10 protein-coding genes are annotated in these 14,048 nt (G+C 71.5%); 5 read left to right on the forward strand and 5 right to left on the reverse strand.

The window, feature by feature from the left end:
* Window positions 1-121: 121 nt before the first annotated feature.
* Entirely contained in the window at window positions 122-928 is an 807-nt protein-coding gene (locus FYX01_RS00945; protein WP_150236487.1) for a hypothetical protein, read from the reverse strand.
* Window positions 929-970: 42 nt separating this feature from the next.
* On the opposite strand from FYX01_RS00945, the gene FYX01_RS00950 reads away from it, so the two are divergent.
* A complete protein-coding gene (locus FYX01_RS00950) occupies window positions 971-1,480 on the forward strand; it encodes a DUF4232 domain-containing protein (RefSeq protein WP_223830251.1) in 510 nt (169 codons plus the stop codon).
* Here FYX01_RS00950 and manD read toward each other — a convergent pair.
* Together manD and FYX01_RS00960 are read right to left on the reverse strand one after the other, a co-directional pair.
* Window positions 1,443-2,657, reverse strand: a complete 1,215-nt coding sequence (manD, locus tag FYX01_RS00955) for a D-mannonate dehydratase ManD (protein ID WP_150236491.1) — start codon at window positions 2,655-2,657, stop codon at window positions 1,443-1,445. The genes FYX01_RS00950 and manD overlap by 38 nt on opposite strands.
* A 76-nt stretch (window positions 2,658-2,733) precedes the next feature.
* Window positions 2,734-4,677 carry a cellulase family glycosylhydrolase gene (locus FYX01_RS00960; RefSeq protein WP_150236493.1) on the reverse strand — a complete coding sequence of 648 codons (1,944 nt, stop codon included), beginning with the start codon at window positions 4,675-4,677 and terminating at the stop codon, window positions 2,734-2,736.
* A 264-nt stretch (window positions 4,678-4,941) separates the two neighbouring features.
* Here FYX01_RS00960 and FYX01_RS00965 point away from each other — a divergent pair, with 264 nt between their 5' ends.
* Entirely contained in the window at window positions 4,942-5,982 is a 1,041-nt protein-coding gene (locus FYX01_RS00965) for a LacI family DNA-binding transcriptional regulator (RefSeq protein ID WP_150236495.1), read from the forward strand.
* Between the two features lie 432 nt (window positions 5,983-6,414).
* Window positions 6,415-7,986, forward strand: coding sequence for a glycoside hydrolase family 10-like protein (locus FYX01_RS00970; protein WP_150236611.1), 1,572 nt, complete (start codon window positions 6,415-6,417; stop codon window positions 7,984-7,986).
* Between the two features lie 189 nt (window positions 7,987-8,175).
* Here the strand turns inward: FYX01_RS00970 and FYX01_RS00975 are convergent, their stop codons facing one another.
* Window positions 8,176-8,745: a suppressor of fused domain protein gene (locus FYX01_RS00975; RefSeq protein ID WP_223830243.1), complete on the reverse strand. Its 570-nt coding sequence runs from the start codon at window positions 8,743-8,745 to the stop codon at window positions 8,176-8,178.
* Window positions 8,746-8,869: 124 nt separating this feature from the next.
* A complete protein-coding gene (locus FYX01_RS00980) occupies window positions 8,870-9,343 on the reverse strand; it encodes a hemerythrin domain-containing protein (RefSeq protein ID WP_150236499.1) in 474 nt (157 codons plus the stop codon).
* 147 nt (window positions 9,344-9,490) lie between these two features.
* On the opposite strand from FYX01_RS00980, the gene FYX01_RS00985 reads away from it, so the two are divergent.
* Both FYX01_RS00985 and FYX01_RS00990 read left to right on the forward strand, forming a co-directional pair.
* On the forward strand, window positions 9,491-10,207 hold the full coding sequence (locus FYX01_RS00985) for a TetR/AcrR family transcriptional regulator (RefSeq protein WP_150236501.1): 717 nt from the start codon (window positions 9,491-9,493) through the stop codon (window positions 10,205-10,207).
* 347 nt (window positions 10,208-10,554) lie between these two features.
* Window positions 10,555-13,932: a pyruvate carboxylase gene (locus FYX01_RS00990; protein WP_150236503.1), complete on the forward strand. Its 3,378-nt coding sequence runs from the start codon at window positions 10,555-10,557 to the stop codon at window positions 13,930-13,932.
* Window positions 13,933-14,048 lie beyond the last annotated feature (116 nt).

Consider the following 14,048-nt stretch of genomic DNA (forward strand, 5'->3'; position numbering starts at 1 on the left):
TCGGGTCTGCGTCAGCGGTGCGGCCGGGGCGACCGGGGAGGGACCCTTCCGGCTCCTCCCCGGTCTCCTCGCTCCCGCCCCCGGCCGAGGCCGTGGGGGCGGCCCCGGGCCGGAAAGGGACTCAGGCCGGGGCGGTGGCCGCTCTGGCGACCGGGGTGCGGAACACCTGGTGCGGCTGGAAGACACAGATGTTCGTCTCACCCTGGACGTTGGCGTCGGTGATCTCGACGAAGTAGGCGTAGGAGGTGCCCGGCTCCAGGCCGGCGCCCACCTGCACCTGTCCCCGGCCGCGCCCGGCCTCGGCGTGGCCGTGCATGCGCTGGACGAAGATGTTGTCCCACCACGTCAGGTTCTGGGTGTCGAACTCCCGTGCGGAGGCGCCCTTGGACAACCGGTGGATGTAGTAGGCCTCCGGCCCTCCGAGCTGGTCCAGGGTCCTCCATGAGCAGTGCAGCCCACCCACCTCGGGGACGTCGGCGAGTTCCTCCCCTCCCGAGGGGGTGAAGGAGGCCAGCACCTCGTCCCGGTGCGCGGTGTAGTGCTCGACCAGGCGCCGCGACACACCGCCGTCCTGGTGGCGCGAGCGGGTCTGCACGCTGCCGTCGGTGCCGCGCACCTCGATCGTGTACTCGCCCTCGGCCAGGAAGCCGGTGGGCAGGTTGACCATGTACCAGTAGTAGTCCAGCGTGCGGTCGTAGATGTGGCCGTCGGTGTTGGCCGGGGTGAAGCGCTGGTTGCTGAACTCCACCTCGTACCCGCCCGGGCCGCGGGCGGTGATCGACTCCACCAGCTGGGGGGTGGGCACGCCGGGCGTGGGGTGGAAGGACACCAGGAACTTGTGCTGCTCCTTGGGCAGCGGAGTCCCCTCGAAGTCCCAGTAGACGTCGCAGGCCATGATGTCGTAGACGCGCAGTGGGGGGTGGCTCACGGTCGGTTCCTTCGCTGTGTGGTCGCGTTGTCTCCCGTGAGTGTGCGCCCGCCGCGAGGGTGCGCGCATCGGTCAAATCTCGGTTCCGGCGGTGAACGTGCGGGGCGTGGAGGTCCTGAACCGGCACACCGCACAGGCCCCGCCCCCGACGGCGCGACCGGCCACCGCCTGCTCACCCTGCGGTTCACGAACCACGCGGAGGAGCCCTGCGTGCTGGACGGCTACCCCGACGTGGCGTTCGCCGGCCAGGACGGCGCGGAGATCGGCGTCGAGGTCACCCATGGAAGCCCCTTCACGGACGAGGACCCGGGTCCGGCCACGGTGACCGTGCCCTTCGGCGGTCAGGCCGTGGCCACGCTCGGCTGGGACGCCATGGCCCTCTCCGACAGGGCCGCGCACGTGCTGTACGCCGCTCCCCGCCCCGGTGCGCCCCGTCAGGCCCCCCGTGGAGCTCGACCTCGCCGACGGCGGGGAGGTCACCGCGACCGCGTGGAGACTGGACGAGTGACCCCGCTCACCAGTCGTGCATCGAACCGTCGAGCCTGCGGTTGACCGGCAGGTACCGGGGCTCGTAGGGGTAGCGGGCCGCGGCCGCCTCGTCGATCTCCACGCCCAGGCCCGGCGCGTCGCCCGGGTGCATGTAGCCGTCCTCGAACGTGTGGGTGGTCCGGAACACCTCGCTCGCGGGTTCCAGGTGTCCCATGTACTCCTGGATGCCGAAGTTGGGCACGGTGAGGTCCAGGTGCAGGGCAGCGGCGAGGGAGACGGGCGACAGGTCGCCCGCGCCGTGCGAGCCGGTGCGCACGCCGTACAGGTCGGCGAGGTCGAAGACCCTGCGCAGGTGCGTGATGCCTCCGCTGTGCGAGACCGACATCCGTACGTAGTCGATGAGCCGCTCGGTGATCAGGTGCTGGCAGTCCCAGATCGAGTTGAAGACCTCTCCCACGGCCAGCGGGGTCGTGGTGTGCTGGCGGATCGTGCGGAAGGCCTCCTGGTCCTCGGCCGGGGTCGGGTCCTCGATCCAGAACATGCGGTAGGGCTCCAGCGCCTTGCCCAGCTGGGCCGCCTCCAGCGGGGAGAGCCGGTGGTGGACGTCGTGCAGCAGGTGGAAGCCGTAGCCGAACCGCTCCCGGACCGCACGCACCATCTCGGGCGCGAAGTCCAGGTAGGCGGGGGTGTGCCACACGTTGTCGGTGGGCACCGCGCCGTCGGCGGGCTCGTAGGTGGCGCCGGTGCCCGGGTGGTGCAGGCCGTAGGTGCTCTCCAGCCCGGGTACGGCGGCCTGCACGCGGACCGCCCGGTACCCCCGGTCCAGGAACTCCGCGACCGAGTCGAGGAGTTCGTCGACGGACCCGCCGCTGGCGTGGCCGTAGACCATGACGCCCTCACGGGCCGCACCGCCCAGCAACTGGTGGACGGGCCTGCCGACCTCCTTGCCGAGGATGTCCCACAGGGCGCAGTCCACGGCGGCGATCGCGGTCATCGTCGCGGGGCCGCGCCGCCAGTAGGCGCCCCGGTACAGGTACTGCCAGATGTCGTTGATCCGCCCGGCGTCGCGGCCGACGAGCAGGGGGCAGACATGGTCGCGCAGGTAGGAGGCGACGGACAGCTCACGGCCGTTCAGGGTGGCGTCGCCGAGGCCGGTCACACCGTCCTCGGTGGTGATCCTCAGGGTGACGTAGTTGCGCCCCGGACACGTCACGATGACGTCGGCGGAGGTGATCCTCATGGGTGCTTCCTCGTGTGTCGGTGTCCTCGGTCCGGTCGGCGGCGGAGGCCTCGCCCCGCCCCCGTCCCGGCGTGGTTCAGGTGATGAGTTCGGCGACCCTCACCCCGTAGGCGGGCAGGTCGACCGAGCGGATCCCGGCCCCGTCGAGGTCGGCCAGGCGGCCCCGGTCCAGGACGGGCTCGGCGCTCAGGGGCTCCGGGTGCTGGCTGAGGAACCAGACCAGCTCCCGGCCGCCCTCGTGGCGCATCGTGCCCACCAGGACCCTGGGGTCCTCCACCCGCACGTGGGGGCGGACCCCCGCCTCCACCGCCAGCGCCGCGTACAGCCGCCACGTGGGTTCGGGGTTGACGGCCGGGGTGAGGGCGGCCATGTGCTCCAGCGGGTAGGTGCACAGTACGAGCTGTCCCCGGCCGGTGCGCCTGCGCAGCAGTGCGGGGCGCCCGTGCGCGTCGGTGGCCACGACCTCGGCGCCGTCGGGCACGACCGGGAGGAAGGTCCGTGAGTGCGCGTTGCCCGCGACGGGGAACTCCAGCGTCTCGCCCGCGCCGACACCGCCGAAGTCCAGCCGGAAGGTCATGCGCAGCCGGTCGTCCTCGATGGGGTCGGTGAGCCCGTAGCGCAGCTGCTTGACCACCCCGAAGGTCTCGTCCAGCCTGGGCCACCACGGCCCGCGCTGGGTCCCGTGCTCGCCGACGAAGTAGGAGGCGTAGACGGTGGCGCCCTCCTCCGCCCGGCGCACGAGCTGACGCCAGGCGGGCGCGGTGAGCTGTTTGGCGGACGGCAGCAGGTACAGGGCGCAGTCCTCGGGCAGCCCGTCGGCCTCCCGGGCGACGCCCACGGGCAGGTCCGCCTCGCGCGCGGCCACGTAGGCCTGCCGGGTGTGGGCCAGGACGCTGCTCGCGTCCTGCGGCTGGGTGAAGGGGTACATCCGCTCCAGGAAGGAGGACACGACCAGGGCGACCGACGTGTCCGGGCGTGACAGGCGCGCGAAGTCGGTGCGACGCAGCAGGTCGGTGAACTCCCGGACCTCCCTCAGCTGCGCTTTGGGCCTGCCCTGGTCGTCGGTGAGGCCGAAGTGCATCTCGAAGGGATGGTGGCTGTAGGGCTCCTGGTCGTACAGCGCGTCGTAGTCGGTGTTGTTCCACGGGATCCAGCCGGTGGCGCCCGCCAGCAGGGTGTTGTGCAGGGTCTGGCGGTAGTAGTGCGCCGCGTTCTCCTCGGAGGTGTAGTCCGAGGTCACGCCGAACTCCTCCATGACCACCGGCTTGCCTCCCAGGTCCAGGAGTTCGCAGGTGAAGGCGGCGCCGAGGTTCTGCCGTACCGGGTCGTCCTCCATCCGGTACACGTGCGGGCCGTGGAAGTCGATGAGGGGTTCGAGTTCACGCACCCGGAAGCCGTTGTCGGCTCCGGTCGTCTCCACGCCCCAGGCACCGTCGCCGACGGAGACGGGCTGCTGCGCGCCCGCCTCGCGCAGCGCTCCGACCAGGGACCGGGCCCAGGCGGTGACCGCACGGTGGTCCAGGGTGCCGATGCCGCGCCCCCGCCAGTCGGCGTAGATGGGGATCTCGTTGGTCAGGAGCCACCCGGCGATGCTCTCGTGGTCCTTCCAGCGCTCGGCGACGCTCCGTACGTACCAGGCCTGGCGGTCCACGAACCACGCGTCGGTGAAGATGTCGCGGCCCTCGCGCCATGCGGGGTCCCAGTTCTGCCCCGACATGTGGCCGACGATGAACGTGGGGATGGTGTGCATGCCCAGGGCCCGGTGGCGTTCGAGGAAGTCGTCGAACCGCTCCAGCATGTGCGGGTCGAGGGTGTCGGGGGCGGGCTGGAAGTCGGGCCAGTACAGGAAGCTGCGCGTCACGGTGATGCCGTGGTCGCGCAGGACGCGCAGTTCCCCGTCGATGACCGCGCCGTCGTAGTCCCGCCACATCAGCGGTCCCCCGGTGCGGGACCAGAAGTTGACGCCGACCCAGGTCCGGGGCTCGTCGGCCGTACCGAGTTTGGCGGAGTTGCGCTGCATACCGGTCCTTCCTCATGTGGGCTCCCGGTGTAGGTATATCGTTTTCCTTCCGGGGTGTCGATCCCCCCGGCCGCTGTGAGGAGAGGACTCCGGACAGGTGGTCGCTCCGGATACGTGCCCGTGGCGACTGGTAATCTGACCGCCCCCGGTCGGCGCCGCCCCTCCCGGCGGCGGGACGCGGGACCCCACGATCGCGAAGGGAGCGGCACTGGTGCGCGAGACGGCCCCCGTACCCGGTGCCCCGCCCGGGCCCGGAGCACGGTGATGGGCGCCCGTAGGAGCGGCGGCCGTCCCACGATCTCCGATGTCGCCGCACTGGCGGGGGTGTCGGTCTCGGCCGTGTCGAAGGTGGTCAACAACAAGGGCAGCATCGCCGAGCCCACCCGCAGGCGCGTCCTGGACGCGGTCGGCGAGCTCCAGTGGTCGCCCTCGGCCGCGGCCGTGGCTCTGCGTGGAGCGCGCACCCGGGCCATCGGCATGGTCTCGCGCCGTCCGCCGGACCTGCTGACCTCCGATCCGCACTTCACCGTGCTGATATCGGGGATCGAGCGCGAACTCGCCCCCGTGGACTACGGGCTGCTGCTGCACATCGTGGGCGAGCAGGAGGACGCCGAGCGGCGCGCCTACCGGCGCCTGGCCGAGGAGCGCAGGGTCGACGGCGTCATCCTCACCGAGAGCCTGGTCAGCGACACCCGCTTCGACCTGTTGCGGGGGCTCGGGCTGCCCGCGGTGCTGATCGGCACGCCGTGGCGGGAGGACCCCGTACCCGTGGTGCGCGCTCCCCACCAGGAACGGGGCGTGACCGAGGCGGTCGAGCACCTGGCCGCGCTGGGCCACCGGCGCGTGGCCTACGTCCTCGGCCCCGAGGACCGCGTGCACACAGGCTTCCGCCGCCGTGTCCTCGAGGAGGCGGCCCTGCGGCACGGGCTCTCCCCCGTCCTGCTGCAGGTCTCCGACTTCACCGCGGAGGCCGCGGCGGTCGCCACGGAGGAGTCGCTGTCCCTGGCCGGGCGGCCCACCGCGATCCTGTACGCCAACGACATGATGGCGATCGCGGGGATCAACGCGGCGCGCAGGCGGGGGCTGGAGGTGCCCCGGGACCTGTCGGTGGTCGGCCACGACGACCTTCCCCTGGGGGCGCTGGTGCAGCCGCGGCTGACCACCGTCGGCCAGGACCTGGTCGGACTCGGGCGCGCGGCCGCGCTGCGGCTCGTCGCCGAACTCGACGGCACGGCGGCCGAGGTCCCCGCCATCGCCCCTCCCCGGCTCGTGGTGCGCGAGTCCACGGCGGCGCCCGGCGCTTGAGCCGCGCCACGAACACGAACAGCACGCGGCCGGCCACCTCGCCGACCGGACGGGCGGGCCCCGCTCCGGCCGCTACGCGCTCTCCGCGGAGCGGTGGCCGTGTTCCTCCTCGCGCGCTCCTGCCCGCGGGAGTGCGCGGACCCTCCTGAGACGGCCTGACCTCCCAGAACAATGTGCGCGAGCGGGAACGTTCACGCCGTCGGCGGTGTTGGAGGGAGGAACACTCAGAAGGCACCTCCCAGAGGCCGACAAGTTGTTCTCCCCGGCTAGATGAGATCCAAACCACGAATCGGCCCAGCGTTGTCCAAAACGTTACTCCTTCGCCTACTCTGAGGTCCGATACGGCGTCGACCCGACGTCACCCCAGCTCAAGGAGTTCTCTTGACCCCTGGACGACGAGCCGGCCTCTCACCGCGCTGGCGCTCCCGGTGGATGGCCGTGGCCGCCGCCACGGGACTCATGGTTTCCGGATACGCCATCGTCGGTGCCGCCGACAACCCGACCGCACCGGGAACCAGTCCCGGTCCCGGCCCGGGATCCGCCGCCGGGTGCGCGGCGACGCAGGACAAGCGCGAGATGCGCGGTGCGTGGCTGACCACGGTCGGCAACATCGACTGGCCCTCCGAGTCGGGCCTGAGCGCGGACGAGCAGAAGAAGGAACTCGGCGAGCGCCTCGACCAAGCGGTCGATCTCGAACTGAACACGGTGTTCCTGCACGTGCGCCCCACCACCGACGCGTTCTACGAGTCGGACCTGGAGCCGTGGTCCAAGTACCTGACCGGCGAGCAGGGCGGCGACCCCGGCTACGACCCGCTGAAGTACGCGGTGGCCGAGGCCCACGAGCGCGGTCTCGAACTGCACGCCTGGTTCAACCCCTACCGGATCGGCATGGACTCCGACATCGAGGAGCTGGCCGACGACCACCCGGTCAAGGAGCACCCCGACTGGATGATCCGCTACGGCGGTGAGGGCTTCATGGACCCGGGCAACCCCGAGGTCCAGGAATGGGTGACCCGCGTGATCATGGACGTGGTGAACCGCTACGACGTCGACGGCGTGCACTTCGACGACTTCTTCTACCCCTACCCCGACGGGGACGAGGAGTTCGACGACGACGAGTCGTGGGAGAGGCACGGCGAGGACTTCGACGACCGCGAGGACTGGCGCCGCGACAACGTCAACGAGTTCGTCGGCGGCGTGCACGACCAGATCCAGGAGACCAAGCCCTGGGTGCGCTTCGGGATCTCGCCGTTCGGCATCTGGCGCAACGGCACCAGCGACTCCAACGGTTCGGACACCTCGGGTCTGGAGTCCTACGACGTCCAGCACGCCGACACCCGGACCTGGATCAAGGAGGAGATGGTCGACTACATCGTGCCCCAGCTGTACTGGGAGCGCGGATTCGACGTCGCCGACTACGAGAAGCTGGTGCCGTGGTGGTCCGAGCAGGTCAAGGGCACCGACGTGGACCTCTACATCGGCCAGGCCGCCTACCGCGCCGGTGACGAGGGCTGGGACAGGGACACGCTCAGCAGCCAGCTCCACTACACCGCCGACTACCCCGAGGTCGAGGGAGACGTCTACTTCTCCTTCAAGTCCCTGACGAACGTGGCCGACGAGGCCTACGAGGAACTGGCCGGCGACCACTACAGCGATCCCGCCCTGCCGCCGCTGTCCGACGACTCCCGTGAGGGAGAGCCGCTGGTCGAGGCAGTGAGCGGGCTGACCGCCACGTCCGAGGACGACCGGGCCAAGCTGGAGTGGGAGAGGACCGAGGGGGCGAGCTCCTACGCCGTCTACCGCCTCGACTCCGAGGAGGCCGAGCCGGTGGAGTCGGGCGACGTGGAGGAGTACTGCGAGGCGCTGTCCTCCGAGAACCTCGTGCGCGTGACCGGGGACACCTCGCTGGAGACCGAGGACAAGGACTCCGTGTACGTGGTCACCGCGCTGGACGACTACCGGGTCGAGGGGCCCGCCAGCAACCTCGCCGACACGCGGAGCTGACGGACCGGAGCCGCATCCGAGGGACCTGGGAGGTCCCGAGGAGCTGAGGGGCCTGAGGGAGGGGTCCGCCCGTCCCGTGTAGCTCCCCGTGTCCGAGCAGAGGACCCGCCGCCCGGAAGGGTGGCGGGTCCCCGCTGCCTCCGGGGCCAACGATCGCTCGCTCTCGGCCGGGGAGGACGGAAGTCCGCTTCACACGAGAGGGGCCCGGTCGAGGTCCAGGACGTTGACGCCCTCCGCCTCCAGGATCTCCTCGAAGGCGTCGAGCGACTCGGTTCCGATGAGGGCCGCCTCGCTCCGGTGGATCGGCAGCAGCCACAGGAAGCGCGCTTCCCCGGCCTCCTCCGGAGCCCGTTCGAGCGCGGGACCGTAGGAGTGGGGCAGGCACACCAGGAGGTGGTCCATGCGCGAGTCCTCCATCCACGGTCCGCCGATGTCGATCACGGAGCCGACGTCGAGCCGGTACTCCTCGAAGGAGTGCAGGTGGCTCACCATGGCCAGGGTCTCCGTGTGGGCCTCCGCCGCGGCCGGCGACATGACGAAGAACTCCGTGCCGCCCTCGGCCTCGTGGACGGACGAACCCGCCGTCACGTACACCCAGGCCTCGCCAGCGCTCCGGGGAGCCACCCGGTAGGTGGTGAAGCCCGGGACCCGGTCGAGGATGAGCCCCTGTTCCCAGGTGACGGCCTCCACCTCGTGCCCGTGCCAGAACTCCCGGACGTGCCGTTCGAGCGCGGAGATCCGCGCGTCCTCCCCGATCATCAAGGAACCCGGTCCCCCGCTCCGCCCCGGCCCCGGAGCCTTCCAGGCCCCGAGGTACCCGCTACGCCGACACTCTGAGGGCTCAGACTACGGTTCCCCGCCGCGAGCCCTCCGGCGGCACCCCTCAGATGGTGACGGGGCCGTAGGAGTTCAGGGCCTCCACGATCTGGCGCTCCTCGTAGTCCAGGTGCGCCTCCACCTCGGCGGCGAGGCGCTCGACGTCGTCACGGACGCGGACGGGGTCACCGCCCTCCACCAGTTCCTGTATCCGGTCCAGCGACCGGCTGATGGCCGAGTGCTCCCTGGTCAGGCGCTCAAGGACGGGCGCGAACCCGGGGTGGCTCTCGGCCAGCCCGGGCAGCAGGTGCTCGTCCTCCGCGGTGTGGTGGCCGTGCAGGAACCCGCAGAAGGACAGGCACTTCTTGCGGAGCTGCTGCTCGAAGGACGCCCCGTCGCTGGAGGTGCTCTTCCCCGCCGCGAGGTCTTCGCGCAACGAGGCCAGCTCTGCTCGCAGCATGTCGTGGACCTTGACGAGCTGGTCTCCCAGCGCCTCGACGCGCTGGCCCCGCGGGACGGGGGCGGTGCTCTCGTCGTTCATGTGCTCACTCTCGGAGGAGGGGGTGACCGGACATCCGGATAAACTGCCAGTTACTGGCATAATACCTTCATTGGCACTATGCCGTCACTGGCGCCTGTGGGCAACGGTTTTTCCGGCCCCGGAGCGCACCGCCGCTATGCTGGCCCGATGACCGTCGAGCCCCTGAGGAACGAGGAGTCCGCGCTCCCCCTGCGCGAACGCAAGAAGCTGCGTACGCGGCGCCTGCTCGCCGACACCGCCCTGCGGATGTTCCTCGAAGGGGGATTCGAGGAGACCACGCTGGACGACCTGGTGGACACGGTCGAGGTGTCGGTGCGCACCTTCTTCCGCTACTACTCCTCCAAGGAGGAGGTCGCCATGGCCGCCGAGGGCGAGCTGTGGGAGGCCTACGCCTCCGAGGTGGCCCGCCTGCGGATCAGCGGACCGGTGCTGCCCCTGCTGCGCGACTGCTACGCGGACGCGGTCCGGGGCCTGTCCGGGGACTGGGCCAGGCGCTACCTGGCCACCCGGAAGCTGGCAGCCCGCACCCCGGCCCTGCGCGTGTACCACGCGGGCACCACACAGGACCTGCAGGCGCGGCTGGTCGAAATGCTGGAGGACAAGCTCGGCGTCGACAGCCGCGAGGACGTGCGGTTGCGGCTCATCGGCGAGATGGCCCTGGCCTCGGTGCGTTACGGCACCAAGAACTGGATGCGCGCCCTCGGGCACCGTGGCGGCGCCGACGGCACCGAGACACTGATCACCGAGGTCGGGCGTGCCTTCGACGCCCTCCCCGGCGCACTGTCCCTGTCTCCGGACACCCTCGACCGTCCTCGTCGGCACGGTGACCAGAAAGGCGCACCGACCCGCCCTCCGCGCGGTTGATCCCGTACTCAGAGCGAGGTTGGAGCGTCGGACCTCGCCACGAGTACAAGATCACCGAGGTCCAGGGCCATCACGTCATACCAGCAACGTCTCCGGCCAGTCCGCCGGGGCGTCCGAGAGCGGCGCCGACGACGGTGCGGCGGGCCGCGGAGCCCGGGGCCGCCGATTCCTGCAAGGTAGCGTGACGTGACCAGCGGTGGAACGCCGCCACCTGCGTGAAAGACGTACCCGGGTGGTTTTCCCGAATCACCTTCTGGTTATCGTGCCCCTGACCCGCCCGACCGTGGGCCCGGCAACGACGCCGGACTCCCCCGGCATGACGCGTGACCGACCAGGAGGAGACCTCCGTGTTCCACAAAGTGCTCGTGGCCAACCGGGGCGAGATCGCCATCCGCGCAATGCGCGCCGGGTACGAACTGGGCGCCCGCACCGTCGCCGTCTTCCCCCACGAGGACCGCGGCTCGCTGCACCGGCTCAAGGCCGACGAGGCCTACCAGATCGGCGAATCCGGCCATCCGGTACGCGCCTACCTGTCCGTGGACGAGATCGTCCGCGCCGCCCGCGAGGCGGGGGCCGACGCCGTCTACCCCGGCTACGGCTTCCTGTCGGAGAACCCCGAACTGGCCCGCGCCTGCGATCGGGCCGGGATCACCTTCGTGGGCCCGCCGGTCGAGGTGCTGGAGCTGACCGGCAACAAGGCCAGCGCGGTGGCCGCCGCCCGTGAGGCGGGCGTGCCCGTCCTGGAGTCCAGCGAGCCCTCCGACGACGTGGAGGCCCTGTTGGCCGCCGCGGAGCGGATCGGCTTCCCGCTGTTCGTCAAGGCCGTCGCCGGTGGCGGCGGCCGGGGCATGCGCCGCGTCCAGGGGCCGGAGCAGCTGCGCGAGTCGATCGAGGCCGCCATGCGCGAGGCCGCCTCCGCCTTCGGCGACGCCACCGTGTTCCTGGAGCGGGCCGTGGTCGACCCCCGCCACATCGAGGTGCAGATCCTCGCCGACGGCGAGGGCGGCGTCGTCCACCTCTACGAGCGCGACTGCTCGGTGCAGCGGCGCCACCAGAAGGTGATCGAGCTCGCCCCCGCGCCCAACCTCGACCCGGACCTGCGCGAGCGCATCTGTGACGACGCCGTACGTTTCGCCCGCAGGATCGGCTACCGCAACGCGGGCACGGTCGAGTTCCTGGTCGGCGCGGACGGCAGCCACGTCTTCATCGAGATGAACCCGCGCATCCAGGTCGAGCACACGGTGACCGAGGAGATCACCGACGTGGACCTGGTGCAGTCGCAGCTGCGCATCGCCTCCGGCGAGACCCTGCCCGACCTCGGGATCTTCCAGGAGGGCGTCTACGTGCGCGGCGCGGCGCTGCAGTGCCGCATCACCACCGAGGATCCCGCCAACGACTTCCGGCCCGACACCGGCACCATCAGCGCCTACCGGTCCCCGGGCGGCTCGGGCATCCGCCTGGACGGCGGCACCTCCGCGGCGGGCACCGAGATCAGCCCGCACTTCGACTCCCTGCTGGTCAAGCTGACCTGCCGGGGCCGCGACCTGGCCACGGCGGTCAGCCGGGCGCGACGGGCCGTGGCCGAGTTCCGTATCCGCAGCATCGCCACCAACATCCCCTTCCTCCAGGCGGTGCTGGAGGACCCCGACTTCCAGGCGGGCCGGGTCACCACCTCCTTCATCGAGGAGCGCCCACAGCTGCTGACCGCGCGCCCCTCCGCCGACCGCGGCACCCGCCTGCTGACCTACCTGGCGGACGTGACGGTGAACAAGCCGCACGGGGAGCGCCCGCAACTGGTGGACCCGGCCACGAAGCTGCCGCCGCTGCCCGAGGCCGGATCGCCGCCCCCGGGCTCACGCCAGCGCCTGGCCGAGCTGGGACCGGAGGGGTTCGCGCGGTGGCTGCGCGAGTCCCCGGGCCTGGGGATCACCGACACCACCTTCCGCGACGCCCACCAGTCGCTGCTGGCCACCCGGGTGCGCACCCGCGACCTGTTGGCCGTGGCGCCCGCCGTGGCGCACACCCTGCCCGAGCTGCTGTCCCTGGAGTGCTGGGGCGGCGCCACCTACGACGTGGCGCTGCGCTTCCTGGCCGAGGACCCCTGGGAGCGGCTGGCCGCGCTGCGCGAGGCCGTGCCCAACATCTGCCTGCAGATGCTGCTGCGCGGGCGCAACACGGTGGGCTACACCCCCTACCCCGCCGAGGTGACCAGCGCGTTCGTACAGGAGGCCGCGGACACGGGCGTGGACGTCTTCCGGATCTTCGACGCGCTCAACGACGTCGAGCAGATGCGCCCGGCGATCGAGGCCGTGCGTGAGACGGGGACCTCGGTGGCCGAGGTGGCGCTGTGCTACACCTCGGACCTGTCCGACCCCGGCGAGAAGCTCTACACCCTCGACTACTACCTGAAGCTGGCCGAGAGGATCGTGGACGCGGGCGCGCACGTGCTCGCGATCAAGGACATGGCCGGGCTGCTGCGCGCCCCGGCCGCCGAACGGCTGGTCACGGCGCTGCGCCGCGAGTTCGACCTGCCGGTGCACATCCACACCCACGACACCACGGGCGGCCAGCTGGCCACCTACCTCGCGGCGGCGGACGCCGGGGCCGACGCGGTGGACGGCGCGGTGGCGTCGATGGCGGGCACCACCTCCCAGCCGTCGCTGTCGGCGGTCGTGGCGGCCTTCGACCACACCGAGCGCTCCACCGGTCTGAGCCTGGACGCGGTCAACGAGCTGGAGCCCTACTGGGAGTCGGTGCGCCGGGTCTACGCGCCCTTCGAGGCGGGGCTGTCCTCGCCCACGGGACGGGTGTACCACCACGAGATCCCGGGCGGGCAGCTGTCCAACCTGCGCACGCAGGCGGTCGCTCTGGGGCTGGGCGAGCACTTCGAGGAGGTGGAGGCGATGTACGCCGCCGCCGACCGGATGCTCGGCCGCCTGGTGAAGGTCACCCCCTCCTCCAAGGTCGTGGGCGACCTGGCACTGCACCTGGTGGGCGCGGGGGTGTCCCCGTCCGACTTCGAGGCCGACCCGGGGCGCTTCGACGTCCCGGACTCGGTGGTGGGCTTCCTCCGCGGTGAACTGGGCGTTCCCCCGGGCGGGTGGCCCGAGCCCTTCCGCACGCGGGCGCTGGAGGGACGGCCCCCGGCACGGGACACGGAGGAGCTGAGCGAGGAGGACCGCGCCGGACTGGCCGAGGACCGGCGCGCCACCCTCAACCGGCTGCTCTTCCCCGGCCCGACGCGGGACTTCGAGGAGCACCGGTCCGCCTACGGCGACACCAGCGTGCTGTCCAGCACGGACTTCTTCTACGGTCTGCGCGAGGGCGAGGAGTACTCGGTGGACCTGTCCCCGGGTGTGCGGCTGCTCATCCAGCTGGAGGCGGTGAGCGAGGCCGACGAGCGCGGGGTCCGCACGGTCATGGCCACGCTCAACGACCAGCTGCGCCCGCTGCAGATCCGCGACCGCGCTCTGGCCTCGCACGTGCGTACCGCCGAGAAGGCGGACAAGAACGACCCCGGGCAGGTCGCCGCGCCCTTCGCGGGTGCGGTCACCCTGACGGTCGCCGAGGGCGACGAGGTGGAGGCCGGAGCGACGGTGGCCACCATCGAGGCGATGAAGATGGAGGCCTCGATCACCACTCCCGTGGCGGGACGGGTCACGCGGGTGACTGTCGACCCGGTGCAGAAGGTCGAGGGCGGCGACCTGCTCGTCTGCCTCGGCTGACCCGGCGGCTCCGCGACCCGCGAACGGCGGGCGCCCCTGGTACGGGGGCGCCCGCCGCCGGGGCCGTTTCGACGGGGGCGCCGGGCGGCTCCCGGGCGTTCCGTGGAGAAGCTGGG

The organism is Nocardiopsis quinghaiensis, assembly GCF_008638365.1.
Classification (GTDB): domain Bacteria; phylum Actinomycetota; class Actinomycetes; order Streptosporangiales; family Streptosporangiaceae; genus Nocardiopsis; species Nocardiopsis quinghaiensis.

Excerpts from the sequence above, each read along its gene's own strand:
- FYX01_RS00965 (WP_150236495.1), top strand. The coding sequence starts at position 4,942 with ATGGGCGCCCGTAGGAGCGGCGGCCGTCCCACGATCTCCGATGTCGCC.
- manD (WP_150236491.1), bottom strand. The coding sequence starts at position 2,657 with ATGAGGATCACCTCCGCCGACGTCATCGTGACGTGTCCGGGGCGCAAC.
- FYX01_RS00985 (WP_150236501.1), top strand. The coding sequence starts at position 9,491 with ATGACCGTCGAGCCCCTGAGGAACGAGGAGTCCGCGCTCCCCCTGCGC.
- FYX01_RS00975 (WP_223830243.1), bottom strand. The coding sequence starts at position 8,745 with ATGATCGGGGAGGACGCGCGGATCTCCGCGCTCGAACGGCACGTCCGG.
- FYX01_RS00980 (WP_150236499.1), bottom strand. The coding sequence starts at position 9,343 with ATGAACGACGAGAGCACCGCCCCCGTCCCGCGGGGCCAGCGCGTCGAG.
- FYX01_RS00960 (WP_150236493.1), bottom strand. The coding sequence starts at position 4,677 with ATGCAGCGCAACTCCGCCAAACTCGGTACGGCCGACGAGCCCCGGACC.
- FYX01_RS00970 (WP_150236611.1), top strand. The coding sequence starts at position 6,415 with ATGGCCGTGGCCGCCGCCACGGGACTCATGGTTTCCGGATACGCCATC.